The organism is Pseudomonas sp. W5-36 (genome assembly GCF_046540455.1).
GTDB lineage: Bacteria > Pseudomonadota > Gammaproteobacteria > Pseudomonadales > Pseudomonadaceae > Aquipseudomonas > Aquipseudomonas graminis_B.
This window is the reverse complement of sequence record NZ_JAXCIQ010000028.1, coordinates 19,324-45,482: the sequence shown is the minus strand read 5'-3', so window position 1 is coordinate 45,482 and position 26,159 is coordinate 19,324. Positions and strand designations below refer to the sequence as shown.

Genomic DNA, 26,159 nt, shown 5'->3' with positions numbered 1-26,159 from the left:
TGGCATGCTAGCCGCCTTTTGCGCACCGGGCTTATAGTGCGTATCGCACATGCTGATTCAGTCCAGTAGTCAGGATCACAGTTTGTTCAAACCGACACCCATCTCACCCCTGCGCCCATCCGATAGCGCAACGAATGTGCCTTTCAGAGGCGTACTCAGAGGTGCGCTCGCGGTCCTGGTTCTGATGATGTTGATGCTGTTGTTATGGCAGATGATCGAGCAGTTCCAGCAGTCTCAGGAGCGTCAGCACAAGCGCAGCATTGATTACAGCGTGCAGCTCGCCGACCGGTTGGGGCTGAACATGGCCCTCAGCGCGCAGGTGGCACTGAACGTGCTCGACGAGGCGCACGACGCTTCGCAATCTGCAGACGAATCAGCGGCAGTGCTGGCCAGTCTGCGTCAGTCCATGCCGGCGCTGAAAAGCCTGGTCTGGCTCGACAGCGACGGGAATGTCGCTGTTGACAGCGACGGCGATACCCGTGACGTCGGCTTTTTGACCCAGATGCATTCGGTCGTCCAGGGTCACCCATACTTTTATGCCAACGACTCGAGCGCCTCGACGCTCTACCTGTTCATCCGGCAGCCGGGCACCGGCACCGGCACCGGCACCGGCAACGAGCGCTACTGGGCGCTACGGCTCAAGCCCGACATGCTGAAATCCCTGTCCCACCAGAGCAACCTGGATTTCCAGCCCGCTTGGCGACTGGAAGATATCAGCAGTCACCGCCCCCTTTACAAAAGCCTGCCTGACGCCGATGAGTCCGCTGACAGTGAGCTGCAGACCGTCCTTTTGCAGCCGCTGACCCACAGCGACTGGCAACTGCGTGGCCTGTTCGACCCGCAGAAAGCTCGCCAGACTCTGCTGCTGCCGCTGATCGGCAAATGCCTGCTCGCCCTGCTCTGTTCAATCATCCCGTTGTTCGCGTTGCGCAGCCTGCGCCGCCGCCAACTCCAGTTGCATCAAAGCCGTCGCCGCTACAAAGACATTTTTGAAGGCTCTGGCGTCGCGCTCTGTGTGCTGGACCTCTCAGGTCTGCCGGCCTGTCTGAAGCACCTGCACGTGAACAGCGGCGAAGAACTGAACGCGCGCCTGACCCGCCAGCCTGAGCAAATCAGCGATCTGCTTCAGCAGTTGCGCATCACCGAAGTCAATCAGGTCGCCGCTCAACTGTTGCACGCAGAGTCGGCCCAGCATGTCTGGCAACAGCTCATCGAAGGTTGCCCCCGCCTCAAAAACGGCATTGGTCTGCAGATCCTTCAGGCCGTCCTCGACGGGCAACGTCAACTGGAGCTGGAAATCCTGCTACCCGGCGCTCAGGGCAGTGACCAGCATCTCTGGCTGGTCATGCGTTTGCCCGAGCAGCCCGAAGACTTCAACGCCGTCATCCTCAGCATCAGTGATTTTACTAACCGCAAGCAGGCCGAGCTGTCGCTGCAGGAGCGGGAGCGGTTCTGGTCGGATGTGGTGCGAACCGTTCCCGACCATTTGTACGTACAGGATGTGGTCACGCGCAGAATGATCTACAGCAACCACCACTTGGGCCAGACGCTGGGTTACAGCCGGCCCGAGCTGGAGGAGATGGGCGAATACTTCTGGGAGCTCTTGCTGCACCCGGATGATCTCAGCGCCTACGAGCAGTTACGCAGGACCCATGGCGAGCCTTGCAGCGGCGAGACGATTCATCGTCAGCTGCGCTTTCGTGACCGGCATGACGGCTGGCGCTTGCTCGACATCCGCGAACAGGCGCTGGCGGCGGATGACGACGGTCAGGTGCGGCGCATTGTGGGCGTCGCCAAAGACATCACCGAGCAAGTGGAGGCCAGTAAGTCCCTGCGCGAGAGCGAACAGCGTTACCGCATGCTGGCGGAGAGCATCAGCGACGTCATCTTCTCCACCGACCCATTATTGCGGGCCAACTACATCAGCCCTTCTGTCCACACCGTACTGGGTTACACCGCCGAGTGGATCCTGCAGAACGGCTGGAAAGCGATCATCGCCAACCCTCAGCAGCTCAGCGGCTTCAACGGGCTGCTGCAGCGGATCAGTAAGGCGTTGAAAAAGCCCGAAACCCTGGCAGACCTGCGCAGCGAGGTCACGACTCAATTGTTCCTGTTCGATTGCATGCGCGCTGATGGTCGCAAGATTCCCGTGGAACTGCGTCTGGTTCTGGTGTGGGATGAATCCGGGACCTTCGAAGGCGTTCTCGGTGTGGGACGTGATGTCAGTCAGCAGCGGCGCGCCGAAAAAGACCTGCGCATGGCAGCCACGGTATTCGAGCACTCTACCTCGGCTATTCTGATCACCGACCCTGCGGGCTACATCGTGCAGGCCAACGACGCCTTCACCCGGGTCAGCGGCTACGCCGTGTCGCAAGTGCTGGATCAGATGCCGATGATGCTGACCGTCGAGAACCAGCAGGCAGCGCACTTGGGCTACATCCTCAAACAGCTGAGCCAGCGCGGTAGCTGGGAGGGTGAGCTGTGGCTCAAACGGCGCGACGGCGAGCACTACCCGGCGTGGGTCGGAATTACTGCGGTGCTCGACGACGAAGGCGATCTGGCCAGCTACGTGTGCTTCTTCAGCGACATCAGCGAGCGCAAGGCCAGCGAGCAGCGTATTCATCGGCTGGCTTATTACGACGCACTGACCCATCTGCCCAACCGCACACTGTTTCAGGACCGCCTGCACAGCGCGTTGCTGCACGCCGAACGTCAGCAAACGTGGGTGGTGTTGATGTTCCTCGACCTCGATCGCTTCAAGCCGATCAACGATTCTTTGGGCCATGCTGCCGGCGACCGAATGCTCAAGGAAATGGCCTTGCGACTGCTCGGATGCGTCGACGAAGACGACACCGTAGCGCGCATGGGCGGCGATGAGTTCACGCTGCTGCTGCAACCTCGCCCCACTCAACAGGCGGCGCTGAACCGTGCGATTCATGTGGCCGAACAGATTCTTGCCAGTCTGGTGAAACCCTTCGTGCTGGAAGGGCGCGAGTTTTTCGTCACGGCCAGTATCGGCGTCGCGCTCAGCCCTCAGGACGGTAACGAACTGAGTCAGCTGATGAAGAACGCCGACACGGCGATGTACCACGCCAAGGAACGCGGCAAGAACAACTTTCAGTTTTACCAAGCCGACATGAACGCCAGTGCCCTTGAGCGTCTGGAGCTGGAGAGCGACCTGCGCCATGCCCTGGAGCAGGGCGAGTTCACGCTGTATTACCAGCCGCAGTTCAGTGGCGACGGCAAGCGTCTGACCGGCGCCGAAGCGCTGCTGCGCTGGCGTCACCCGCGCCGCGGTTTGGTACCGCCAGTGGAATTCATCCCGGTGCTCGAAGAGCTCGGGCTGGTGGTCGAAGTCGGCGAGTGGGTGCTCAAGGAGGCCTGCCGCCAGTTGCGCGAGTGGCACCTGGCGCGGGTTCGCGTGCCCAAGGTGTCGGTGAACATTTCCGCACGGCAGTTTTCGGACGGTCAGCTGGGTACGCGCATTGCCGGCATCCTTCAGGAAATCGGTCTGCCGCCCGCCTGCCTCGAGCTGGAACTGACCGAGAGCATCCTGATGCGTGAGGTGAGCGAAGCCATGCAAATTCTGGCCGGGCTCAAGCGACTGGGCCTGAGCATTGCGGTCGATGACTTCGGCACCGGCTACTCGTCGCTGAATTACCTCAAGCAGTTCCCCATCGACGTGCTGAAGATCGACCGCACCTTCGTTGATGGCCTGCCGTCCGGCGAACAGGACGCGCAAATCGCCCGGGCGATCATCGCCATGGCTCACAGCCTCAATCTGTCAGTGATCGCCGAAGGCGTGGAAACCCACGAGCAGCTGGAGTTTTTGCGCGAACACGGCTGCGACGAAGTGCAGGGCTATCTGTTCGGGCGTCCCATGCCGGCGACGCGGTTCGAGGCGCAGTTCAGCAACGATGCGCTGTTCATGCTCGACTGACGCGAGTTGCAAGCTTCAAGCGGCAAGCTACAAGCAGAAGCCGCGCCGCATTCAGCTTGAAGCTAACGGCTTGAAGCTTGAGGCTTGAGGCTTGCAGCCAGGCTTTAGCCTTGCATCACGCTCATCACGTACATGACCCGCTTTCATATGCCAGATAAAACCCGATGGGTTAGAATGCCCCCCTTTTCTACTGCCCGATCCCCGAGGACCGCCATGTTCAGCCGCAATTTGACCATCGCCAAGTACGACTCCGACCTGTACGCCGCCATGGAACAGGAAGCCAAGCGTCAGGAAGATCACATCGAGCTGATCGCCTCGGAGAACTACACCAGCCCGGCCGTCATGGAAGCCCAGGGCTCGGTCCTCACCAACAAGTACGCTGAAGGCTACCCCGGCAAGCGTTACTACGGCGGCTGCGAATACGTCGACATCGTCGAGCAACTGGCCATCGACCGCGCCAAGCAACTGTTCGGCGCCGATTACGCCAACGTCCAGCCACACGCGGGTTCCCAGGCCAACAGCGCGGTGTACCTGGCGCTGCTCAATGCTGGCGACACCATTCTGGGCATGAGCCTGGCCCACGGCGGTCACCTGACCCACGGCGCCAGCGTTTCTTCCTCGGGCAAGCTGTACAACGCTGTTCAGTACGGCATCGACGGCAACGGCCTGATCGACTACGACGAAGTCGAGCGTCTGGCTGTTGAGCACAAACCAAAGATGATCGTTGCCGGTTTCTCGGCCTACTCGCAGATCCTCGACTTCCCGCGTTTCCGCGCCATCGCAGATAAGGTCGGCGCTTACCTGTTCGTCGACATGGCGCACGTAGCCGGTCTTGTCGCTGCAGGCGTTTACCCGAACCCTGTTCCCTTCGCTGACGTCGTCACCACCACCACCCACAAAACCCTGCGCGGCCCACGCGGCGGCCTGATCCTGGCGCGCGCCAATGCCGAGATCGAGAAGAAGCTGAACTCCGCTGTTTTCCCGGGTGGCCAGGGCGGTCCTCTGGAGCACGTCATCGCGGCCAAGGCGATCTGCTTCAAAGAAGCGCTGCAGCCTGAGTTCAAGACCTACCAGGAACAAGTGGTGAAAAACGCCAAGGCCATGGCCGGCGTGTTCATCGAGCGTGGTTTCGACGTGGTGTCCGGCGGTACTGAAAACCACCTGTTCCTGCTGTCGCTGATCAAGCAGGACATCTCCGGTAAAGACGCCGACGCCGCATTGGGCAAAGCGTTCATCACCGTGAACAAGAACTCGGTGCCAAACGATCCACGCTCCCCGTTCGTCACCTCCGGCCTGCGCTTCGGCACCCCGGCCGTGACCACGCGCGGCTTCAAGGAAGCAGAGTGCAAAGAGCTGGCCGGCTGGATCTGCGACATCCTGGATGATCTGAACAATGAAGCGGTGATCAACGCCGTTCGTGAAAAGGTCCAGGCCATCTGCGCCAAGCTGCCGGTTTACGGCGCTTGATCTGACGCAGTAGCAGTTGCATAAAAAAGCCCGGCTCTTGAGCCGGGCTTTTTTGTAGCTGACGAGTGAAGATCAAACCTGTGGGAGCGAGCTTGCTCGCGAAGGCGTCGGTTCAGTCCCATCGAATTCGTCTGACCTGGCACTTTCGCGAGCAAGCTCGCTCCCACAGGGGATTGTGCACATCCGAAAATGTCAGTCCGCCGCCACCTTCGAAAACCCCGATCGGATCTTGTCCTCCGGCAGCTCATCAGCAATAAACACGATCACGCTTTCGCGCTTTTCGCCTTCCGCCCACTCTACATCGAAATCAAATCCGTAGAGCTTCAGCACCCCCTGAAACACCAGTTTGCGATCCTCACCGGCGATGTTCAGCACGCCTTTGTAGCGCAGCAGTTGTTTGCCGTGCTCTTCAAGCAACTCGTTCATGAAGGTGCTGAGCCTGTCGATATCCAGCGGCTGGTCACTGCGCAGGACCAGGCTGCTGATCCGGTCGATGGAGCGGCCTCCAGGGGCTGCCGGTCGCAAGGTCATCCCGCCGATGTCAGCGTTGAGGTTGAAGCCGCGCACGTCCAGCAGTTCGGCCAGATCGATCTTGCCGTGCTCGACCACACGGATCGGCGCACGTCGGTTGATGCGGGTCAAGCGCTCGCTCAATGCATTGAAGGCTGCTTCGTCCACCAGATCGGTCTTGCTCACCAGCAGACGATCCGCGAAGCCGATCTGCGCCTGGGCAATGGTCTGCTCCAGGTGCGTGTCGGCATGGGCGGCGTCGACCAGCGTAATGATGCCGTCGAGGATGTAGCGCTCACGCAGCTCCTCGTCGATGAAGAAGGTTTGCGCCACCGGTGCGGGGTCTGCCAGACCGGTGCACTCAATGACCAGCCGATCGAAAGCTATTTCGCCGCTGTCGAGCCGCTCCAGCAAAAGGAATAGCGCTTTGGTCAGGTCGGTGTGAATGGTGCAGCAGACGCAACCGTTGGACAGGGTCATGACCTGCACGGGCTCATCGCCCAGTAATTGGGTATCAACGCCGGCGTCACTGAATTCGTTCTCGATCACGGCGATCTTCAGGCCGTGCTCCTCCTTGAGCAGATGGCGCAGCAAGGTGGTTTTGCCGGCGCCGAGAAAGCCGCTGAGGATCGTGACGGGGATAGGTGTGAACAAAAAAAAGACCTCGATTCGCTGAAAAAAAACAGGAGTGAGGTTGCGGGCGATTCGAAATGTCAGTCAGTACAGCGGCGACTGAATTAACGCATCGCGAGCAAGCTCACTCCTGCATGACCACGGGTCACATCATTAGCAACACTTTGGACCGCCCTTCCCGCCGTACCGTGCGTCCTGGCGTTCCCGGAAGAACGCTTCGTAGGACATCACCGGCTTGTCGGGGTGGGTCTTCTGCATATGCTCAACGTAGTTGTCGTAATCCGGCATGCCCACCATAAGGCGGGCGGCCTGACCGAGATACTTACCCAAGCGACTCAGATCGTTGAACATAAACAGTTCCTCGCGTTACAGCGCACTCAGTGGGATTCCGGGAAGGCCTGGAACGGCGATTCCTTGTCGGTACGCTCTTTCTTGACCCACGCCGCACGACCGACCTTCAGCGCATAAAACAGAATGCTCAGGACCACGAACAGGAACAGCGTGGTCAGGGTGGCGTTGGTGTAGGCGTTGAAGATCACATGCTGCATCTGGTCCATGGTCTTGGCCGGGGCCAGTACCTGACCGGCATCTGCCGCCGCGCTGTATTTCTTCGCCAGCGCCAGGAAGCCAACCGCTGGGCTCGGGTCGAACAGCTTGATGAAGCCGGCGGTTACGGTACAGATCAGCAGCCACGAAGCCGGCAGGATGGTGACCCAGACGTACTGCTGACGCTTCATTTTGATCAGCACCACCGTCGCCAGCATCAGCGCGATACCCGCGAGCATCTGGTTGGAGATACCAAACAATGGCCACAACGTGTTGATCCCGCCCAGCGGATCGATCACGCCCTGATACAGCAGATACCCCCACAGCGCGACACAACCACCGGTGCCGATGGCGTTGGCGGTCCAGGACTCGGTGCGTTTCAGTGCTGGGACAAAACTGCCGAGCAAATCCTGCAGCATGAAGCGGCCGGCACGGGTACCGGCATCGACTGCGGTCAGGATGAACAGCGCTTCAAACAGAATCGCGAAGTGGTACCAGAACGCCATGGTGTTCTGACCCGGGAACGCCTGGTGCAGGATCTGAGCGATCCCCACGGCCAGGGTCGGTGCACCACCGGCACGTGCCAGCACAGTGTTTTCGCCGATGTCCTTCGCCACCGCGGTCAATTGATCCGGCGTGATGAGGAAGCCCCAACTGCTGACCATCTGCGCGACCGAATTGACGTCGGAGCCGACGATCGCCGCCGGGCTGTTCATCGCGAAGTACACGCCTGGCTCGATGACCGAAGCCGCGACCATCGCCATGATCGCCACGAACGACTCCATCAGCATGCCGCCGTAACCGATGTAACGGGCGTTGACTTCGTTATCCAGCAGCTTCGGCGTGGTGCCCGAAGAAATCAGCGCGTGGAAACCGGATACCGCGCCACAGGCGATGGTGATGAACAGGAACGGAAACAGGGTGCCTTTCCAGACCGGACCGGTGCCGTCGGTGAACTGCGTCAGCGCAGGCATTTTAAGCTCTGGCGCGAGAATCAGGATGCCGATCGCCAGGGCGATGATGGTGCCGATTTTCAGGAACGTGGACAGGTAGTCGCGAGGCGCCAGTACCAGCCAGACCGGGAGCATGGCGGCGACAAAGCCGTAGCCGACCAGCATCCAGGTGATCTGAACGCCAGTGAACGTGAACATCGGCGCCCACTCAGGACTCGCGGCCACCAGACCACCGACCCAGATCGACAGCAGCAACAGCACGACGCCCACCACCGAGATCTCGCCGATACGGCCCGGACGGATGAAGCGCATGTAGATGCCCATAAACATCGCGATCGGAATCGTTGCCATGACCGTGAACATGCCCCATGGGCTCTCGGCCAGTGCCTTGACGACGATCAGCGCCAGCACCGCAAGGATGATGATCATGATCAGGAAGCAGCCGAACAACGCAATGGTGCCGGGAATGCGGCCCATTTCTTCGCGGACCATGTCGCCCAGAGAGCGCCCGTTACGGCGCGTGGAAAGGAACAGGATCATGAAGTCCTGAACCGCACCGGCCAGCACGACACCGGCAATCAGCCACAGCGTACCGGGCAGATACCCCATCTGCGCGGCGAGCACCGGACCGACAAGAGGGCCGGCGCCGGCAATGGCAGCGAAGTGGTGACCGAAGAGGATGTGTTTATTGGTGGGAACGTAGTCGAGCCCGTCATTTTTCAGCACCGCGGGGGTGGCCCGGGTCGGGTCGAGTTGCATGACCTTAGTTGCGATGAACAGGCTGTAGTAACGATAAGCGACCAGATAAATGGCCACTGCGGCGACCACAATCCAGAGTGCGTTGATCGCCTCCCCGCGACGCAACGCAACCACTCCCAGCGCCCAGGCCCCAAGGATGGCAACCATCAGCCAGGGCACGTGGCGCAGCAGACCATTATTGTTTTTCATTTTTTTTGATTCCAACTGAGTGGACTTATTTTTATTCAGCAAGCGGAGTTTAGCGCCGCCGGAGCGAAAGGCTACCCCCACGATGGTCTAGCGCGATATTTGTCCTATAGTCAACGCAGTGGGCGCTTGAGGCGCAGAAGGAGTAGTAGCGTAATGACCGAGAATCACAATGAACGTCGTCGCTTCAAACGCGTTGCATTCGACGCGAAAACCAAACTCAACCAGGGCGGCAAAACCTGGACAGTTCAGCTGATCGACCTGTCGCTCAAGGGGCTGCTGATCGAGAAGCCCACCCCCTGGGAGGGCGATCCCAACGAGCGCTTCATGGTCGACATCGAGTTGCAGGACGGTATAGACGTCGTGATGGAGGTGCAGCTGACCCACGATGATCACAATCACCTGGGATTTGTCTGCAAGCACATCGAGCTCGATTCAGTGACGCACCTGCGTCGACTGATCGAGCTCAATATTGCCGATCACGATGAACTGGAGCGCGAGCTGGGTGCGCTGATACATCTATAGGCCGCGCCGCCTTATTCGAACAACGCGTCCAGCGCTTGATCAAGGCGAGTCACGCCGATGACCGTCAGGCCCGGCGGCGACTCTTTCGGGGCGTTGCCCTTGGGCACGATGGCGCGCTTGAAGCCGTGCTTGGCCGCCTCTTTGAGTCGCTCCTGCCCACTGGGTACGGGCCGCACTTCTCCCGACAAGCCCACTTCACCGAACACCAGCAAGTCGCCCGGCAGCGCCCGGTTGCGCAGGCTGGACATCACGGCGGCCATCAAGGCCAGGTCGGAAGCGGTTTCCAGCACTTTCACCCCGCCCACGACGTTGAGAAACACATCCTGGTCATGGGTGGGAATGCCGCCGTGGCGGTGCAGTACGGCCAGCAACATGGCGAGCCGGTTTTGATCCAGCCCCAACGTCACGCGACGCGGGTTGGACAGGTGGCTGTCATCGACCAGCGCCTGCACTTCGACCAGCATCGGCCGGGTGCCTTCCCACGTGGCCATGACCACGCTGCCCGCGACTTCTTCCTGCGCGCGGGTGAGAAAGATCGCCGAGGGATTCGAGACTTCTTTCAAACCTTTGTCGGTCATGCCGAAAACGCCCAGTTCGTTGACGGCACCAAAGCGGTTCTTCACGGCGCGCAGCAAGCGCAGGCGGCCATCGGACTCACCTTCGAAATACAACACGGTGTCGACCATGTGCTCCAGGACGCGAGGCCCGGCCAGCGCGCCTTCTTTGGTCACGTGGCCGACCAGGAAGATCGCGGTACCGCTCTGCTTGGCGTATCGCACCAGCAACGCGGCGCTCTCGCGCACCTGGGATACGCCGCCGGGCGCAGATTGCAGCTGTTCGGTGAAGATGGTCTGGATCGAATCGATCACCATGACCTTCGGCTGCTCGATGCGCGCCGTGGCAATGATGGTTTCGATGCAGGTCTCGGTCATGACCCGCAGCTTGTCTTGGGGCAGGCCAAGCCTGCGGGCACGCATCGCGACCTGCTGCTGCGACTCTTCGCCGGTGACGTACAGCGCCGGCATGCGCTCGGCAATGGCGCAGAGGGTCTGCAACAGAATGGTCGACTTGCCAATGCCGGGGTCACCGCCGATCAGCACCACCGAGCCATCTACCAGGCCGCCGCCAAGGACGCGGTCCAGTTCAGTGGAGTTGGTGGAAAAACGCGGGATTTCTTCGACACTGACTTCGGCCAGGGTTTTGATCTGCGCCTGTTGGCCGGTCCAGCCGGAACGACCGCTGGGCGCAGCCGCTGTGCTGTTGTCGATTACGGTTTCAACAAGGGTGTTCCATGCGCCGCATTCGCTGCACTGGCCGGCCCATTTGGGAAACGTCGAACCGCACTCGGTGCAGCCGTACATGCGTTTGGCCTTGGCCATGACACCCCCGATGTAAAAAGGGGCAATCATACCCGATGCGTCAAACCGTCGGGCGCAGCGCTACCGGGCATGCATGCTTTTGGAGGATTAAATAAAACTTACCGGGTCGTACCCGGTCGATTGCATGGTTTAAGCGGGATGCAACTAGCTGACTTACACTACATTTACCCCTCACATCTGTAACAAAGGAATACACCCATGAGCGTACTAAGCGAGTTCAAAGCCTTTGCCGTAAAAGGAAACGTCGTCGACATGGCCGTCGGTATCATCATCGGCGCGGCATTCGGCAAGATCGTTTCGTCGTTCGTAGGCGATGTAATCATGCCGCCCCTCGGGTTGCTGATCGGCGGCGTGGACTTCAGTGATCTGTCGGTCGTGCTGCGACCTGCGGAAGGTGCCGCGCCAGCGGTGGTGCTGGCTTACGGCAAGTTCATTCAGACCGTGATCGACTTTATCATCGTGGCATTCGCCATCTTCATGGGCGTCAAGGCAATCAACCGCCTGAAACGCGAAGAAGCCAAAGCCCCGACCCTGCCGCCAACGCCGTCCAAAGAAGAACTGCTGCTGGGCGAAATCCGCGATCTGCTGAAAGAGCAGAACAGCAAACCGGCTGCGCCACTGCCAGTGACGCCCGACCGGTTCGTTTAAGGGCTGAGGGCTGCGAGCATCCGGCTGTTTGCTCTGCATACTGAACGCGAGCTTCGCGAGCAAGCTCGCTCCCACAGGATCGGGGGATGGCTCGGAATCACCGCTCGCTGCTGGACGTGTGGGAGCGAGCTTGCTCGCGAAGACGGCATACCGGCGGCTGGAAACTCAGCGGATGCACCCCCATCTACTCGAGCAAGCCCGCTTCTGTGCGGGTCTTGCGATTGCAACGCTGTATGAACCTACCAGTAATTCTCCACCGCAATCTGTCCCGGCTTGCGCGTCAGCGCCAGGCGCATGTCGCGGGTCTTCAGTATCGCGCGAGTGTCTTCGATCATCTGCGGATTGCCGCAAATCATCACCCGTGAGTGCTCGGGTGTCAGCTCCACACCGGCCGCCTTCTCCAACTCACCGTTTTCGATCAGCGTGGTAATCCGTCCGCTGAGCGCCCCCGGATGCGACTCCCTCGTTACCGTCGCGATAAACGTGAATTTGTGAGCGTACTCAGCCAGGTATTCGCGCTGGGTCAGCTCGGCAATCAGCTGCTGGTAGGCCAGCTCCCGGGACTCGCGAGCGCTGTACACCAGAATGATGCGCTCGAATTTTTCCCAGACCTCAAAGTCCTGCAGAATCGACAGAAACGGCGCCACGCCAGTGCCTGTGGATAACATCCAGAGGTCGCGACCATCGGTGAAGCGATCCAGGGTCAGGTAACCCACCGCCTGTTTTTCCACCATCAGCGTGTCGCCCTGACGAAGCCGGCTCAACTCGCTGGTAAATTCGCCGTTGGGCACCACGATCGAGAAAAATTCGAGGAATTCATCGAAGGGTGAGGACACCACCGAGTACGCCCGCCACACCGTCGCGCCATCGGGTTTGATGACGCCCAGACGTGCGAATTGTCCCGCCGTGAAGCGGAAACCGGGATCGCGGGTGGTGCGAAAGGTAAAGAGACTGGGAGTCAGCGGCGTAACGTCCAGCAGCGTTTGCCGGGTGAATTTCTCTGCACTGGCAGTCATGGGGCGCTCCTGGCTCCTGTCTCGCAAAAAAGGGTGATCAGTGTCCCGCAAACCCGCCGCGATAAACACCGTCGGTTTGTAGTGATATCCGCAGCGGACTGAGCGATTTTTAGAGTATTTCGCTATCGGTGTAATCGCGAAGTGGCTCGCAACGGCGCACTAACGCTGCCCTAACCTTTTGATTTTATGGTCGTTTAAAGATGCCGCTGGTAGCTCATCAGTCACCACTCCGGCTTGTTCCCCAGGCGCGACGCTTTTGAGGCCGTGATTGTTTCCTAGACTTCGATCAGGACGATCAAGACTGAGCATGGAGGCACGCGATGGACATCGGCAAGAGGGGGGACGGCTGCACGACGAGCGCGGAGACGCTCACCTACAAGGGCCTGACGATCAGAGAGGTAGAGGTATTGAAGTGGTGCGCTACGGGCAAAACGGCGGCAGAAGTCGCGTTGATCCTTGATGTTACAGCGCGCACCGTTAATTTCCACGTGGGCAAAGCCATTCAGAAGATCGGCGCCTGCAACAAGATGTCGGCAGTGGTCCAGGCAACGAAAGACGGGGTGATCTAGGCATAAGGCGACGCTGGGGCGAAGCCAGGACGAAAAGCCCGGTGCGTGTGGGCAAAAAACACGTAAAATCGCCGGCTTCGCGAACCTCGTGACGCCGGCACAGGTGCAACTCCCGCCAGCACGCCGATCACGCCATCAACGACTGGAAACGCTCCGCCCATGCCCCTGCTTACCACCCCGCTTGCCCAGCTCGACCTGATCCGCCAGCCGGAACAGTCGGATGAGCCACTGCAGGCCTTCGATGCCGCTGACGAGTACCTGCTCAACCACGTCGCTGAACAGGGCGTGACGCTGCAAACACGGGTGCTGGTGCTCAACGACAGTTTCGGCGCGCTCGCAGCCAGTCTCGCGCCCCATGCCACAGTGGTCAGCAGCACGGATTCGTACCTCGGCGCCCAGGCTCTGGAAAAGAATCTGGTGCGCAACGGCCTGACCTATGACGCGGTGCCGGTGATCCCGGCCAGCGCGCCGTTGACCGGCCCCTTCGACTGGGTGCTGATTCGCGTGCCGAAGACACTCGCCTTGCTGGAAGAACAGCTGATTCGTTTGCAGGACCAACTGGCCCCGAACGCCAAAGTCGTCGCCGCCGGGATGATCAAGCACCTGCCCCGCTCGGCTGGCGAGCTGATGGAAGAGTACATCGGCCCCGTGCAGGCATCCCTCGCCGTGAAAAAAGCGCGGCTGCTGTTCTGCACCCCTGAAGTCAAAACCGTTCAGCCTTCGCCCTACCCCACCCGTTACACACTGGACGAGCCGAAGATCGAACTGGTCAACCACGCCAACGTGTTTTGCCGTGACGGTCTGGACATCGGCACGCGGGCCTTCCTGCCGTACTTGCCCAAAGGCCTGGGCTCGGCGCGGGTCGCGGATCTGGGCTGCGGCAATGGCGTGCTCGCCATCGCCAGTGCCCTGGACAACCCTGACGCGCATTACACGCTGGTGGACGAGTCGTTCATGGCGGTGCAGTCGGCGCAGGAGAACTGGAGACTGGCCCTCGGCGAGCGGCCGGCGGTGATTCACGCAGGTGACGGGCTGGCGTCGCAGGAACCCGACTCGCTGGACGTCGTCCTGTGCAATCCGCCGTTTCACCAGCAACAAGTGGTCGGCGACTTCCTCGCCTGGCGAATGTTCCAGCAGGCGCGCTCGGCGCTGGTCACCGGCGGCGCGCTGTACATCGTCGGCAACCGGCATCTGGGCTATCACAGCAAACTGGCGCGACTGTTCCGAGGCGTGGAGCAAGTGGCGGCGACGCCGAAGTTCGTGATCCTCAAGGCGCGTAAATAGCTCACCGCGCTCGTCGTCCTGACTTCAGATGTGCAGCCAAAAAAAACCCGCCGAGGCGGTTTTTTTATCGAGCGGGAATAACTCAATGCGACTTCATGCCTGCCGCTGTCATGAACATGCGCAGCAGCATGGCGACCACGAACAGAGCCAGCACGCTGCCGGTCCAGATGATCAACAGCCAGCCGATGCGCTGCCACAGTGGCTTGCCTTGCGCTGGATCAACCTCGCGCTTGTGCTCATGCTGATTCCGACCTTCGTACTGAACAGATTCTTTAACCGACATCGCTAAACCCTCCTCTCCCGCAGTCAGGCCCCGGCAATAACCCGGGGCCACTGGCTGCTAGTGATAGCCGTGTTCGTGGGTGACTTTGCCGCGGAATACGTAATAGCTCCAGAACGTGTAACCCAGGATCAGCGGAATGATGAACAGCGTACCGACCAGCATGAAACCCTGGCTCTGTGGCGGCGAGGCAGCGGCCCAGATGGACACGGTTGGCGGAATGATGTTCGGCCACAAGCTGATGCCCAGACCGCTGTAGCCAAGGAAGATCAGCACCAGCGTCAACAGGAACGGTGCGTAGTTGGCGTTGCGCGCCACCGCTTTGAACAGGCCGTACATCGTCAGCATGACCAGCGCCGGCACCGGCATGAACCACAACAGGTTTGGCAGGCTGAACCAGCGATCGGCGATGGCCTGATGGGCCAGTGGCGTCCACAGGCTGACGATCGCCATGACCACCAGCGTGGCCAGGGCCAAAGGTCGTGCCAGATCGTGCATGGCTTTCTGCAACGCCCCTTCGGTCTTCATGATCAGCCAGGTGCAGCCGAGCAATGCGTAGGCCACGATCAGCGCCAGACCGCAGAAGATCGAGAACGGCGTCAGCCAGTCCAGGCCACCGCCGGCATAGGCTCGGTCGACCACGGGAATGCCGTCGATGTACGCGCCCAGTGCCACGCCCTGGAAGAATGTCGCCACCAGCGAACCGCCGATGAACGCCTTGTCCCACAGGTGGCGCTTGATATCAGTGGCCTTGAAGCGAAACTCGAAGGCCACGCCGCGAAATATCAGCCCGAACAGCATGAAGATCAACGGCAGGTACAGCGCTTCGAGCACGACCGAGTAGGCCAGCGGGAAGGCGCCGAACAAGCCGGCCCCGCCCAGTACCAGCCAGGTTTCATTGCCGTCCCAGACCGGTGCGACGGTGTTCATCATCACGTCGCGGTCCGTCTTGTCCTTCATGAAAGGGAACAGTATCCCGATGCCCAGATCGAAGCCGTCCATGATGACGTACATCATGACGCCGAAGATGATGATCACGGCCCAGATCAGTGGAAGATCGATACCCATGGCTCAGTTCCCCTCAGTCAGGCTGTCTTTACGGTGGTCCGTGCTGCTTTCATCAGCAGCAGAGAGAGGACGCGCCGGGGTGCGTTTCTGCCCTGGTCCGCCATGTGCCGGCGTGTCGCCTTCATGGGTTTTTGGCCCTTTGCGCACCAGACGCATCATGTAGCCGAAGCCCGTGCCGAACAGCAGGAAATACACCACCACGAACAGCACCAGAGTGATGCTCAGCTGTTCAACGCTGTGTCTGGACACGGCATTCGCCGTGCGCATGATCCCGTAGACCACCCAGGGCTGACGCCCGATTTCGGTGGTAAACCAGCCCGCCAGCATCGCAATCAGACCGGCCGGACCCATGCACATGACCAGCCGCAGGAACCAGCGATTGGTGTACAGCCCGCCGCGCCAGCGCAACCAGGCACTCCACAGACCGACCGCGATCATCAGCATGCCCAGCGCCACCATGACGCGGAACGACCAGAACACGATCAGCGCATTCGGACGGTCTTCCGGCGGGAAGGACTTCAGCGCCGGGATCTGCTTGTCCAGGCTGTGGGTCAGGATCAGGCTGCCCAGATACGGAATCTCGACCGCGTATTTGGTGCGCTCTTCTTTCATGTCCGGGATGCCGAACAGGATCAGCGGGGTCGGCTCGTCACCGACGTTCTCCCAGTGACCTTCGATGGCTGCGATCTTGGCCGGTTGATGCTCAAGGGTGTTCAGGCCGTGAGCGTCGCCCACCATGGCCTGAATTGGCGCAACGATCAGCGCCATCCACATGGCCATGGACAGCATCCTGCGAATCGCCGGATTGTCACGACCACGCAGCAGATGCCAGGCCGCCGATGCGCCGACGAAGAACGCCGTGGAGACGAAGGCGGCGATTGCCATGTGCATCAGGCGGTACGGGAACGACGGGTTGAAGATCACCGCGAACCAGTCCACCGGGATGATGCGGCCATCAATGATCTCGAAGCCCTGCGGGGTCTGCATCCAGCTGTTGGAGGCCAGAATCCAGAAGGTCGAAATCAGCGTGCCAACCGCGACCATGGACGTGGCGAAGAAGTGCAGGCCGCGACCGACACGGTTCCAGCCGAACAGCATGACGCCCAGGAAGCCCGCTTCGAGGAAGAACGCCGTGAGCACCTCGTAGGTCAGCAAGGGCCCGGTCACAGCACCGGCGAAATCGGAGAAGCGACTCCAGTTAGTGCCGAACTCGTAGGCCATGACCAACCCGGAAACCACACCCATGCCGAAGTTGACGGCAAAGATTTTCGACCAGAAGTGATAGAGGTCGCGATAAGTGTTGTCATGGGTTTTCAGCCACAAGCCTTCGAGCACCGCGAGGAAGCTCGCCAGACCAATGGTGATGGCAGGGAAAAGAATGTGAAATGAAACAGTGAACGCAAACTGGATTCGGGCGAGATCGAGCGCCTCTAAGCCGAACATAGGTCTTCCTCTATCAGGTGGAACTGGCTTCAGACTTGGGGCCTGCAGCGACTGCCCCCACGGTGTATTGAGTACGAGGTGTGGCCGTTGTTCTCGTGGTTTCGTACTCAGGTCGGCGACCGGGGAGATGCGTCAGGCGGCCAGTTCGACCAATACACGCCAAGGTATTGATCCAGGTCAGCTGACATGGAAAGAGTAGTCCCATTTCGGCACTTGCTCTGCGTGGTCTTTTGTCGCGTGGCGAGTTGACTCACCTTTCAGGGCAGTGCAGTTGACGGGAAGCAGAGCAGAGCGGCGAATCTGCAGCACGGCAGTTAAAACCTCCAGGTGCAAGGCCCTACAAAGGATCGCGAATAAAGCCCAACAGCGCGCAAACCAGCCGCTGATAAAGCGCGTCCACTTCCGGCACCTGGCCTTTGCCCCTGAGACTGCCGTGAAGCAGCCCGAGCCCGGGATCGAACTCGGTGCGCACACCCGCTTCGCGCAATGCACGCTCGTAGCAGACGCCGTCATCACGCAAGGGGTCGAACTGCGCGACAGCAATGAACGCAGGCGCCAGATCATTGAAATTTCCGGCGTGGAGGGGCCGGGCATAGGCCGATTGTTCGTCCGCCGTCATGTAGAGCTGCCGGTAATACGCCAGCTCAGTGGTGGAAAGAAGCGGCGCGTCGGCGCATTCATGGCGCGACGGCAGATCGTTGGCGCCGCCCAGTTCCGGGTAAATCAGCGCCTGCCCCACCGGCTGGCGCTCACCGGAATCGCGCAATGCCAGGCACACTGCAGCGGCAAGATTGCCGCCGGCGCTGTCCCCGGCGATGGCGATACGGCGTGGGTCGATGTCCAGCCGCTGTGCGTGTATCTGCAAGGCGTGCCAGACCGCCAGACAGTCGCCGAACCCTGCGGGAAATGGATGTTCGGGCGCCAGCCGGTAATCCACGGCGATGACCACGGCATTGAGGTCGGCCGCCAGTGCCGCGGTCAGAAAGTCGTGGGAATCGAGATCGCCCACCACCCAGCCGCCGCCGTGGAGGTACATCACGCACGGCGCCGGGTGTTCGAGGGACAGTCGGTGAGGCCGGTAACTGCGCACCGCCACGCCGCCGAGGGCGAAGTCCCTTACATCGAGCTGCCCCGGACGGGTGGGCGTGAACGCTTCACTCATCCGGGAATACGCGCGGCGCTGCTCGTTGATGTCCTCGGACGTGCTGCTGAAACTCAGGGTATGGGTCACGAACGCCGACATTTCGGGGGACAGCGGGTAAGACGTGGGCATTGGCTGCTCCAGCCCGAGCCCTTGGCCAGGCGTGCTTGGTTACTTGTTCACCGCCACTTGCACGGCGGACGCTGCGTCTTTGCCATCGAAGGTTGTCACGCCATCCAGCCAGCGCTTCATGTCTTCAGGATGATCCTTGAGCCACTGGCGAGCAACGTCGGTTGGCGCCTTGCGGTCCATGATCGGCACCATCATCTGGCTTTCCTGAGCGGCCGTGAACTTAAGGTTGCTCATCAGCTTGCTGACGTTCGGGCAGCGCGATGCGTAATCCGGCGCCGTGACCACGGAAACGGTCGCAGCGCCTTCACCCGGCCCGAACACATCTTCGCTGCCGGTCAGGTAGGCGATCTTCATGTTGATGTTCATCGGGTGCGGGGTCCAGCCAACGAATACCACCCATTCATTACGCTTGATCGCACGCTGCACCGCCGCGAGCATGCCTGCCTCCCCGGACTCGACCAACTGGAAACCGCCGAGCCCGAACTGGTTCTTCTCGATCATGCCCTTGATGTTGGCGTTGGCGCCGGTGCCGGGCTCGATGCCGTAGATCTTGCCACCGAGTTTGTCTTTGAATTTTGCGATATCGCCGAATGTTTTTAATCCGCCTGACGCCACGTAATCCGGCACCGCCAGAGTCGCCTGGGCATCACTCATGCTCGGCACGTCGAGGACTTTGACCTGATTGGCGGCCACAAAGGGCGCGATGTTCTTGTCCATCGCCGGCTTCCAGTAACCCATGAACACGTCGAGTCGATCGTCACGCAAACCGCCGAAGACGATTTGCTGAGCGGCGCTGGTCTGTTTGACCTCGTAGCCCATGTTCTGAAGCAGCACTTCGGCAACAGCGCTGGTGGCGACGACGTCCGTCCAGTTGACCACATCCATGCGCACGTTTTGGCATTTGGCGGCTTCTGCAGCCATCAGGGCGTTGCTGCTCAGCATCAACACAGCGCAACTGATATGACGAATAAATGAGTTCATGGGTGCTCCTCGGGTCGGCTCGTTATTTTATTCAGCTCTTTTCGGCAGTTTTTCAAGGCGTGAAGACCCACGGCAATTCGGTGGCTGCCGCGTTGGTGCAAGGTACGCAGCAGGCCTGAGCAACAAGCGCACCAGCGCGACCTGTGCTTGCACTGGGGCGACATTGAATGAGGGGGATTCGAGGGCACAGCAGAGAAAATGATCGTTCCCACGCAGAGCGTGAGAACGATCAGGGCACAAGATACGGCGTTGGTTACAGCACTTTATCCAGCGTAATCGGGAATTCCCGGACCCGCTTGCCCGTGGCGTGGTAGATGGCATTGGCAATGGCCGAGGCCACGCCGACGATGCCGATCTCGCCCACACCCTTGGAGCCCAGGTCATTGACGATGCTGTCGTTCTCTTCCACGAACAGCACGTCGATCTCGCCGATGTCCGCGTTCACTGGAATGTGATACTCGGCCAGGCTGTGGTTCATGAAGCGCCCGAGGGTGTGGTCGGTCTGGCTTTCTTCCTGCAACGCCTGACCGATACCCCAGACCACGCCGCCGAGAATCTGGCTGCGCGCGGTTTTCGGATTGACCACACGGCCCGCCGCAACGGCGTCGACCACCCGATTGACGCGGACAGTGCCCAGGTCTTCGTCCACCAGCACTTCGACGAATACCGCCGAGTGCGTTGCCGTCGAATAGCCTTCGCGCTTGTCGTCAGGCTTGGCGTCGATCTGCACTTCAAGCGTCTCGTGGGACGACTCGCGGACGATGTCGGCGTAAGCAAAACGCTCATCGTCGATGAGCAAGTAGCCGTCGCCACAGACAACATCGGCCATGTCCACCACCGCGTGTTGCGGATGCGCCATGCGCACGGCGTCGAGCAACTTGGCGCGCAAGGCACGACAGGCCTGCTGCACCGCCGTGCCCACGGACGACACCGTGAACGAGCCACCCTGCAATGGCGACGTCGGCAGCGACGAATCACCCAGTACGAAGGTGACGTCCTCAGGCTTCACGCCAGCGGCCTCAGCGGCGATCTGGGTCATGACCGTGTAAGTGCCAGTGCCGATGTCGGTGGTGGCGCTGCTGACGGTGATCTTGCCGCTGCTATCGATACTGGCCTTGGCGCTGGCGGGCATCTGCATGGCTTCCCATACACCTCCGGCCATGCCCCAACCCACCAGTTGCCGGCCCTGACGCATGCTGCGCGGCTCTGGGTTGCGCTTGCTCCAGCCGAAACGCTCGGCGCCTTGTTCGTAACACGCCAGCAGTTCTTTACTGGAGTAAGGCTTGCCTTCGTTGCCGTTGCTGTCGGCAAAGTTGACCACTCGCAGCTGCACGGGGTCGATACCGGCCGCAATGGCCAGCTCGTCCATCGCACATTCCAGCGCGACCATGCCGGAAGCGGCGCCCGGTGCACGCATGTCCAGCGGCGTGTAAACGTCCAGCGGCGCGAGCTTGTAGCTCAATGCCACGTTGTCGCACTGATAGAGCATGCCGCTCCATTCAACGACGTGCTCGGCAAAGTCCTCAAAGCGCGAGGTCTGACCGATGGCGTCGTGGGCGACCGCCATCAGCTTGCCGTCTTTGGACGCCCCGAGCCGCATGTGCTGCAAGGTTTGCGGACGATAGCCGAAGGTAAACATCTGCTGGCGGGTCAGGGTCAGACGCACCGAACGCTGGAGCTTCAATGCCGCCATGACGGCCAGCGGCAACTGGTATTGCGGACGCAGGCCGGAACCGAAGGCGCCACCGACGAAGGCTGCGAGGATGCGGATCTTCTCTTTCTCCAGACCGAACACACTGTGCAGGTAGTCCTGGCAGTTCTGCGTGCCTTGGGTTTTATCGTGGATCTCCAGGCTGCCGTCAGCCTTGAAGAACACCGTGGAGGCGTGCGGCTCCATCGGGTTGTGGTGTTCGTTGGGCGTGCTGTAGTGGCTGTCGACCGTGACCGCCGCCTGGGCGAATGCGCCCGAAAAATCCCCACGCGGTTTCGGCGTTTCGGCCGGCGCGGTGTGGGCGTCACTCTGACCCACACTGAGGTCGGTCTGGTGCGGCTTGGTTTCGTACTCAATGCGCACGAGGGAGCCGGCATGCCGCGCCAGTTCAAGGGTGTCTGCCACTACCAGCGCCAGCGGCTGGCCGCTGTAAAGCACGTGGTCGTTGTAGAACGGGCGGAACGGCGAGCCTTCGGCGGCGTCGGCGTCCTGATAGTCCTCGTCATAGCTGGCGATGTGCGGGCGATTGGTGTGATCGATAACCGCGATCACGCCAGGAACCGCCAGCGCTTGCGAGGCATCGATACGCACGACGCGACCCGAGGCGATAGTGCTGGAGACCACGCTGGCATGCAGCAAGCCTGCCTCCGGGTACTCGCCGGCGTAGCGGGCCTGGCCGGTGACTTTCAGGCGTCCATCGACGCGGTCCATCGGTTGGCCCAGCGCGGAGGCCGTTCCCGGGGTGGGTGTATTGGCGTTCATTAAACAGTTCCTCCCAAGGTGGCATCGCTCAAGGCGCGAACGATCGCGCGGCGGGCCAGCTTGATCTTGAAAGCGTTGTGCGCCAGCGGCTGAGCGTCGCGCAGCATCGCGTCGGCGGCGGCAACAAAGTTTTCCCGCGAGACCGGCTGACCTTTGAGCGATTGCTCGACGGCCGTGTCGCGCCAAGGCTTGTGCGCCACGCCACCCAGGGCGATGCGCACGTCACGGATGACGTCGCCATCAAGCTCGACAGCCGCGGCCACTGAGATCAGGGCAAAGGCGTAAGACGCGCGGTCACGGATTTTCAGGTAGTGGCTGTGCTGCTGAAAACGTGGCGCTGGCAGCTCGACAGCGGTGATCAGTTCATCGTCGGCGAGCTGGTTGTCGCGCTGCGGCGCATCTCCCGGCAAGCGATGGAAGTCAGCGAACTCGATCACCCGGGCACCGGCGCGCCCCTGAACGTGGACGCGGGCTTCGAGCGCAGCCAGGGCCACGCACATGTCCGAGGGGTGAGTCGCGACGCAGGCATCGCTGGCGCCCAGGATCGCGTGGATGCGGTTCAGGCCCTCTTTCGCCGGGCAACCCGTGCCAGGCTCGCGCTTGTTGCACGGCACGGTTGAGTCGTAGAAGTAGTAGCAGCGGGTGCGCTGCAGCAGGTTGCCACCGGTGCTCGCCATGTTGCGCAACTGCGGCGAGGCGCCCGCCAGAATGGCTTGGGACAGCAGCGGATAATCGCGCTCGATCAGCGGATGCCAGGCCAGGTCGGCGTTACTCACCAGCGCGCCGATCATCAGGCCGCCACTGTCGGTTGCGCGGACGTCTTTGAGCGGCAGCCCGGTGATGTCGATCAGGTGCTCGGGGCGGGCGATGTTTTCTTTCATCAAATCCAGCAGGTTCGTACCGCCAGCAATGAAACGGCTGGCAGGACCTGCAAGATTGACCGCCTGAGCGATGTCGGAAGGCTTGCTGTAGCTGAAGGGATTCATTGGCCGCGCCCTCCCTGATCCGGTGCGGCATTCATCGATGGCAAGACTTCCACCACCGCCGCGCGGATGTTGCTGTAGGCGCCGCAACGGCACAGGTTGCCGCTCATCAGTTCTTTCACTTCGTCGTCGGTGCTGGCGCGGCCTTCGTTGGCCAGGCCCACTGCCGAGCAGATCTGCCCGGGCGTGCAGTAGCCGCACTGGAAGGCGTCATGTTTGATGAACGCTTGCTGCATCGGGTGCAGCGTGTCGCCTTCGGCAAGCCCTTCGATCGTGGTCAGCTCGGCGCCGTCACACATGATCGCCAGGGTCAGGCACGCATTGATGCGTTTGCCATCGCGCAGCACGGTGCATGCACCGCATTGGCCGTGGTCACAGCCCTTTTTGGTGCCGACCAGATCGAGCTGCTCGCGCAACAGATCCAGCAGCGTGGTCCAGGGCTGCACGTCCACTTGTTGGGTCTGGCCGTTCAACGTCAGGGCGATGGAATGCCCTGCGAACGCCTGTTCATTGGTTGCACTCATGGGAAGCCTCACGGTAGGTACTCGATCAGCGCAGTGATCTGCGTCTTAAGGGGTACGACTTGTGCGGTTTCGGAAACGTTCAGGGTTTGTGATGAGCGTTTTGACGCAGCGGGGCGCCCGGATGAGGCAAGCCGATCCGGACATTTGCAATCCGACGACACGCGCCAGGCCCCATCGCCCGGAGCTGCTGGTATGATGCGCGGCTTTTTGCAACTGGCAGAATTTGTGCAAGCCGTTTCGGTGAGCTGTGCTTTGCTGTTTCAGTCGACTACATAAATGACGCGGAGCGTCACCGGGGAGCCTTAAATGCTGGAGCGGTTGTTTCAACTCAGGGCACATAACACCAATGTGCGCACCGAAATTCTGGCCGGGGTCACCACCTTCCTGGCCATGGCCTACATCCTGTTCGTAAACCCGAGCATTCTTGGCGAGACCGGCATGGACAAGGGCGCGATCTTTGTCGCTACCTGCCTGGCGGCGGCCATCGGCTCCACCGTCATGGGGCTGATCGCCAACTACCCGATCGCGCTGGCGCCGGGCATGGGCCTGAACGCCTTCTTCACCTACACCGTCGTGCTGCACATGGGCCACACCTGGCAAGTGGCGCTGGGCGCGGTGTTCATTTCGGCAGTGATGTTTTTCCTGCTGTCGATCTTCCGCATCCGCGAATGGATCATCAACAGCATCCCGCTGCCGCTGCGCTCGGCCATTGCTGCCGGTATCGGGCTGTTCCTGGCGCTGATTGCGCTGCACAACGCCGGCATCGTGGTGACTAACCCGGCCACCATGGTTGGCCTGGGCGATCTGGCCAAACCGGCACCGATCCTCGCGGCTCTAGGGTTCGCGCTGATCGTGGCCCTGGAAGCTTTGAAAGTGCGCGGCGCCGTGCTGATCGGCATTCTGGCCGTCACCATCATTTCGATTGTGATGGGCTTCTCGCCGTTCGGCGGTGTGGTGTCGATGCCGCCTTCGCTGGCGCCGACCTTCCTGCAGCTGGACATTCCCGGCGCACTGAACATCGGTCTGGTGAGCGTGATTTTTTCCTTTCTGTTCGTCGACCTGTTCGACAACTCCGGCACCCTGATCGGCGTCGCCAAGCGCGCGGGCCTGATGGGCAAGGACGGCCACATGCCGAAGATGGGCCGTGCGCTGATCGCCGACAGCACCGCGGCCATGGCCGGGTCTCTGCTGGGCACCTCGACCACCACCAGTTACATCGAATCCGCGGCGGGCGTGAGTGCCGGCGGCCGGACCGGTCTGACGGCTATCGTGGTTGCGGTTTTGTTCCTGCTGGCGTTGTTTTTCGCGCCGCTGGCTGGCAGCGTTCCAGCATTCGCCACCGCCCCTGCCCTGCTGTTCGTGGCTGTGTTGATGACCTCGGGCCTTGCCGAAATCAACTGGGACGACATCACTGAAGCAGCACCTGTGGTGATCACCGCCCTGGCCATGCCATTCACGTATTCGATCGCCAACGGCATCGCCTTTGGCTTCATTTCCTGGACCGTGATCAAGCTGTTGTCGGGCCGGGGCCGCGAGCTGAATTCGGCGCTGGTCGTGCTGTCGATTCTGTTCGTGATCAAGCTGGGCTTTTATCCATGAGTTCTACGTTCGACCCTGCAAACTACGCCGCTCAGCTCGATGAAAAGGCCGCGCGCCTGCGCGAGCTACTGGCGCCTTTCGAGGCGCCCGAGCCTCAGGTCTTCGATTCGCCACGCGAGCATTACCGCCTGCGCGCCGAATTCCGCCTGTGGCGCGACGACGGCAAGCGTCACTACGCGATGTTCGCGCCGGGCGACAAGCACACGCCGATCCTGATCAACGACTTCCCTATTGCCAGCCAGCAGATCAACGCGCTGATGCCGGTGCTGCGGGATCGCTGGGAGGCCAGCAAGACCCTCAATCACAAGCTGTTTCAGGTGGATTTTCTGACCACGCTGGCCGGCGACGGCATGATCACCCTGTGCTATCACCGCCCGCTGGATGAGGCCTGGCAAGTCGAGGCGGAGCAATTGGCGGCTGATCTGAAGGTCAGTGTGATTGGCCGCTCGAAAGGGCAGCGACTGGTGATTGGCCGCGATTACGTGACCGAGCAGCTGGACGTCGCTGGCCGGACTTTCAGTTATCGCCAGCCGGAGGGCGCGTTCACCCAGCCCAACGGCACGGTGAACCAGAAAATGCTGAGCTGGGCGTATGACGCGCTGGGCGACCGCGACGATGATTTGCTGGAGCTGTATTGCGGCAATGGCAACTTCACGCTGCCGTTGGCGACCCGCGTGCGCAAGGTACTGGCGACCGAGATCAGCAAGACGTCGGTCAACGCGGCGCTGAGTAACCTTGCGGACAACGCTGTGGATAACGTGTCGCTGGTGCGACTGTCGGCTGAGGAGCTGACAGAAGCCCTGAATGAGGTGCGCCCGTTCCGTCGTCTGGCCGGTGTCGACCTGAAAAGCTACGACTTCGGCAGCGTGTTCGTCGACCCGCCCCGCGCCGGCATGGACCCGGACACCTGTGAGCTGACGCGACGTTTTGAGCGCATCCTGTACATCTCGTGCAACCCGGAAACCCTGGCCGCCAACATCGCACAATTGCACGACACCCACCGGGTCGAGCGGTGCGCGCTGTTTGATCAGTTTCCGTATACCCATCACATGGAGTCGGGGGTTTTGCTGGTTCGCCGCTGACAGCGCGATTCCGTCGTTCCCGGCTGAAGCCGGTCCTA

21 protein-coding genes are annotated in these 26,159 nt (G+C 61.0%); 8 read left to right on the top strand and 13 right to left on the bottom strand.

The genetic code is table 11. The features are described from left to right. Positions 1–100 precede the first annotated feature (100 nt). Together SLW74_RS26415 and glyA are read left to right on the top strand one after the other, a co-directional pair. On the top strand, positions 101–3,940 hold the full coding sequence (locus SLW74_RS26415; RefSeq protein WP_410930609.1) for an EAL domain-containing protein: 3,840 nt from the start codon (positions 101–103) through the stop codon (positions 3,938–3,940). A 213-nt stretch (positions 3,941–4,153) separates the two neighbouring features. Continuing rightward, the gene (gene glyA / locus SLW74_RS26410) at positions 4,154–5,407 is read left to right on the top strand and encodes a serine hydroxymethyltransferase (RefSeq protein ID WP_410930597.1); all 1,254 of its coding nucleotides are present in this window, start codon (positions 4,154–4,156) and stop codon (positions 5,405–5,407) included. A 192-nt stretch (positions 5,408–5,599) separates the two neighbouring features. Here the strand turns inward: glyA and yjiA are convergent, their stop codons facing one another. The 3 genes from yjiA to SLW74_RS26395 all read right to left on the bottom strand — a co-directional run bounded on the left by yjiA (position 5,600) and on the right by SLW74_RS26395 (position 8,997). Then, entirely contained in the window at positions 5,600–6,571 is a 972-nt protein-coding gene (gene yjiA, locus SLW74_RS26405; protein WP_410930596.1) for a GTPase, read from the bottom strand. A 132-nt stretch (positions 6,572–6,703) separates the two neighbouring features. Then, positions 6,704–6,901 carry a YbdD/YjiX family protein gene (locus SLW74_RS26400; protein WP_065987541.1) on the bottom strand — a complete coding sequence of 66 codons (198 nt, stop codon included), beginning with the start codon at positions 6,899–6,901 and terminating at the stop codon, positions 6,704–6,706. Between the two features lie 26 nt (positions 6,902–6,927). Further along, positions 6,928–8,997 (bottom strand): carbon starvation CstA family protein, encoded by a 2,070-nt coding sequence (locus SLW74_RS26395; RefSeq protein WP_410930595.1) that lies wholly within the window; start codon positions 8,995–8,997, stop codon positions 6,928–6,930. A 153-nt stretch (positions 8,998–9,150) separates the two neighbouring features. On the opposite strand from SLW74_RS26395, the gene SLW74_RS26390 reads away from it, so the two are divergent. Next, the gene (locus SLW74_RS26390) at positions 9,151–9,519 is read left to right on the top strand and encodes a PilZ domain-containing protein (RefSeq protein ID WP_410930594.1); all 369 of its coding nucleotides are present in this window, start codon (positions 9,151–9,153) and stop codon (positions 9,517–9,519) included. A gap of 11 nt (positions 9,520–9,530) precedes the next feature. Here SLW74_RS26390 and radA read toward each other — a convergent pair whose 3' ends face one another. Next, positions 9,531–10,898, bottom strand: coding sequence for a DNA repair protein RadA (radA, locus tag SLW74_RS26385; protein WP_074888638.1), 1,368 nt, complete (start codon positions 10,896–10,898; stop codon positions 9,531–9,533). 198 nt (positions 10,899–11,096) lie between these two features. Between radA and mscL the strand changes: the two genes are divergently transcribed. Beyond that, a complete protein-coding gene (mscL, locus tag SLW74_RS26380; protein ID WP_065987544.1) occupies positions 11,097–11,546 on the top strand; it encodes a large-conductance mechanosensitive channel protein MscL in 450 nt (149 codons plus the stop codon). A 239-nt stretch (positions 11,547–11,785) separates the two neighbouring features. Here the strand turns inward: mscL and SLW74_RS26375 are convergent, their stop codons facing one another. Next, positions 11,786–12,562: a ferredoxin--NADP reductase gene (locus SLW74_RS26375; protein WP_410930593.1), complete on the bottom strand. Its 777-nt coding sequence runs from the start codon at positions 12,560–12,562 to the stop codon at positions 11,786–11,788. A 320-nt stretch (positions 12,563–12,882) separates the two neighbouring features. On the opposite strand from SLW74_RS26375, the gene SLW74_RS26370 reads away from it, so the two are divergent. Continuing rightward, positions 12,883–13,131 (top strand): helix-turn-helix transcriptional regulator, encoded by a 249-nt coding sequence (locus SLW74_RS26370; protein WP_065987546.1) that lies wholly within the window; start codon positions 12,883–12,885, stop codon positions 13,129–13,131. Positions 13,132–13,290: 159 nt separating this feature from the next. Further along, the gene (locus SLW74_RS26365; RefSeq protein WP_410930592.1) at positions 13,291–14,415 is read left to right on the top strand and encodes a methyltransferase; all 1,125 of its coding nucleotides are present in this window, start codon (positions 13,291–13,293) and stop codon (positions 14,413–14,415) included. 82 nt (positions 14,416–14,497) lie between these two features. On the opposite strand, the gene SLW74_RS26360 is transcribed toward SLW74_RS26365, so the two are convergent. From SLW74_RS26360 to SLW74_RS26325, 8 genes are all read right to left on the bottom strand, one after another. Next, on the bottom strand, positions 14,498–14,698 hold the full coding sequence (locus SLW74_RS26360; protein WP_410930591.1) for a DUF2474 domain-containing protein: 201 nt from the start codon (positions 14,696–14,698) through the stop codon (positions 14,498–14,500). A gap of 57 nt (positions 14,699–14,755) precedes the next feature. Beyond that, positions 14,756–15,763, bottom strand: a complete 1,008-nt coding sequence (gene cydB / locus SLW74_RS26355) for a cytochrome d ubiquinol oxidase subunit II (protein ID WP_369318969.1) — start codon at positions 15,761–15,763, stop codon at positions 14,756–14,758. 3 nt (positions 15,764–15,766) lie between these two features. After that, complete coding sequence (locus SLW74_RS26350) at positions 15,767–17,206, bottom strand: cytochrome ubiquinol oxidase subunit I (RefSeq protein ID WP_065987550.1); 1,440 nt, start codon at positions 17,204–17,206, stop codon at positions 15,767–15,769. A 337-nt stretch (positions 17,207–17,543) separates the two neighbouring features. After that, a complete protein-coding gene (locus tag SLW74_RS26345) occupies positions 17,544–18,479 on the bottom strand; it encodes an alpha/beta hydrolase (protein WP_410930590.1) in 936 nt (311 codons plus the stop codon). Positions 18,480–18,518: 39 nt separating this feature from the next. Then, positions 18,519–19,460, bottom strand: coding sequence for a choline ABC transporter substrate-binding protein (gene choX, locus SLW74_RS26340; RefSeq protein ID WP_410930589.1), 942 nt, complete (start codon positions 19,458–19,460; stop codon positions 18,519–18,521). Positions 19,461–19,713: 253 nt separating this feature from the next. Further along, positions 19,714–21,933 (bottom strand): xanthine dehydrogenase family protein molybdopterin-binding subunit, encoded by a 2,220-nt coding sequence (locus SLW74_RS26335; RefSeq protein WP_410930588.1) that lies wholly within the window; start codon positions 21,931–21,933, stop codon positions 19,714–19,716. Beyond that, a complete protein-coding gene (locus SLW74_RS26330; protein WP_065987554.1) occupies positions 21,933–22,919 on the bottom strand; it encodes an FAD binding domain-containing protein in 987 nt (328 codons plus the stop codon). The genes SLW74_RS26335 and SLW74_RS26330 overlap by 1 nt, the downstream gene beginning before the upstream one ends. Continuing rightward, positions 22,916–23,440 carry a (2Fe-2S)-binding protein gene (locus SLW74_RS26325; RefSeq protein ID WP_410930587.1) on the bottom strand — a complete coding sequence of 175 codons (525 nt, stop codon included), beginning with the start codon at positions 23,438–23,440 and terminating at the stop codon, positions 22,916–22,918. Before SLW74_RS26325 ends, SLW74_RS26330 begins: the two co-directional genes overlap by 4 nt. Positions 23,441–23,746: 306 nt before the next feature. Here SLW74_RS26325 and SLW74_RS26320 point away from each other — a divergent pair, with 306 nt between their 5' ends. After that, the gene (locus SLW74_RS26320) at positions 23,747–25,039 is read left to right on the top strand and encodes an NCS2 family permease (protein ID WP_133776863.1); all 1,293 of its coding nucleotides are present in this window, start codon (positions 23,747–23,749) and stop codon (positions 25,037–25,039) included. Next, positions 25,036–26,121: a tRNA (uridine(54)-C5)-methyltransferase TrmA gene (gene trmA / locus SLW74_RS26315; RefSeq protein ID WP_410930586.1), complete on the top strand. Its 1,086-nt coding sequence runs from the start codon at positions 25,036–25,038 to the stop codon at positions 26,119–26,121. The genes SLW74_RS26320 and trmA overlap by 4 nt, the downstream gene beginning before the upstream one ends. Positions 26,122–26,159: the final 38 nt, after the last annotated feature.

Bases quoted from the DNA above. Each gene is read 5' to 3' on its own strand.
- glyA (WP_410930597.1), top strand. From the start codon at position 4,154: ATGTTCAGCCGCAATTTGACCATCGCCAAGTACGACTCCGACCTGTAC.
- SLW74_RS26400 (WP_065987541.1), bottom strand. From the start codon at position 6,901: ATGTTCAACGATCTGAGTCGCTTGGGTAAGTATCTCGGTCAGGCCGCC.
- SLW74_RS26395 (WP_410930595.1), bottom strand. From the start codon at position 8,997: ATGAAAAACAATAATGGTCTGCTGCGCCACGTGCCCTGGCTGATGGTT.
- SLW74_RS26390 (WP_410930594.1), top strand. From the start codon at position 9,151: ATGACCGAGAATCACAATGAACGTCGTCGCTTCAAACGCGTTGCATTC.
- radA (WP_074888638.1), bottom strand. From the start codon at position 10,898: ATGGCCAAGGCCAAACGCATGTACGGCTGCACCGAGTGCGGTTCGACG.
- mscL (WP_065987544.1), top strand. From the start codon at position 11,097: ATGAGCGTACTAAGCGAGTTCAAAGCCTTTGCCGTAAAAGGAAACGTC.
- SLW74_RS26375 (WP_410930593.1), bottom strand. From the start codon at position 12,562: ATGACTGCCAGTGCAGAGAAATTCACCCGGCAAACGCTGCTGGACGTT.
- SLW74_RS26370 (WP_065987546.1), top strand. From the start codon at position 12,883: ATGGACATCGGCAAGAGGGGGGACGGCTGCACGACGAGCGCGGAGACG.
- SLW74_RS26365 (WP_410930592.1), top strand. From the start codon at position 13,291: ATGCCCCTGCTTACCACCCCGCTTGCCCAGCTCGACCTGATCCGCCAG.
- SLW74_RS26360 (WP_410930591.1), bottom strand. From the start codon at position 14,698: ATGTCGGTTAAAGAATCTGTTCAGTACGAAGGTCGGAATCAGCATGAG.
- cydB (WP_369318969.1), bottom strand. From the start codon at position 15,763: ATGGGTATCGATCTTCCACTGATCTGGGCCGTGATCATCATCTTCGGC.
- SLW74_RS26350 (WP_065987550.1), bottom strand. From the start codon at position 17,206: ATGTTCGGCTTAGAGGCGCTCGATCTCGCCCGAATCCAGTTTGCGTTC.
- SLW74_RS26345 (WP_410930590.1), bottom strand. From the start codon at position 18,479: ATGCCCACGTCTTACCCGCTGTCCCCCGAAATGTCGGCGTTCGTGACC.
- choX (WP_410930589.1), bottom strand. From the start codon at position 19,460: ATGAACTCATTTATTCGTCATATCAGTTGCGCTGTGTTGATGCTGAGC.
- SLW74_RS26335 (WP_410930588.1), bottom strand. From the start codon at position 21,933: ATGAACGCCAATACACCCACCCCGGGAACGGCCTCCGCGCTGGGCCAA.
- SLW74_RS26330 (WP_065987554.1), bottom strand. From the start codon at position 22,919: ATGAATCCCTTCAGCTACAGCAAGCCTTCCGACATCGCTCAGGCGGTC.
- SLW74_RS26325 (WP_410930587.1), bottom strand. From the start codon at position 23,440: ATGAGTGCAACCAATGAACAGGCGTTCGCAGGGCATTCCATCGCCCTG.
- SLW74_RS26320 (WP_133776863.1), top strand. From the start codon at position 23,747: ATGCTGGAGCGGTTGTTTCAACTCAGGGCACATAACACCAATGTGCGC.
- trmA (WP_410930586.1), top strand. From the start codon at position 25,036: ATGAGTTCTACGTTCGACCCTGCAAACTACGCCGCTCAGCTCGATGAA.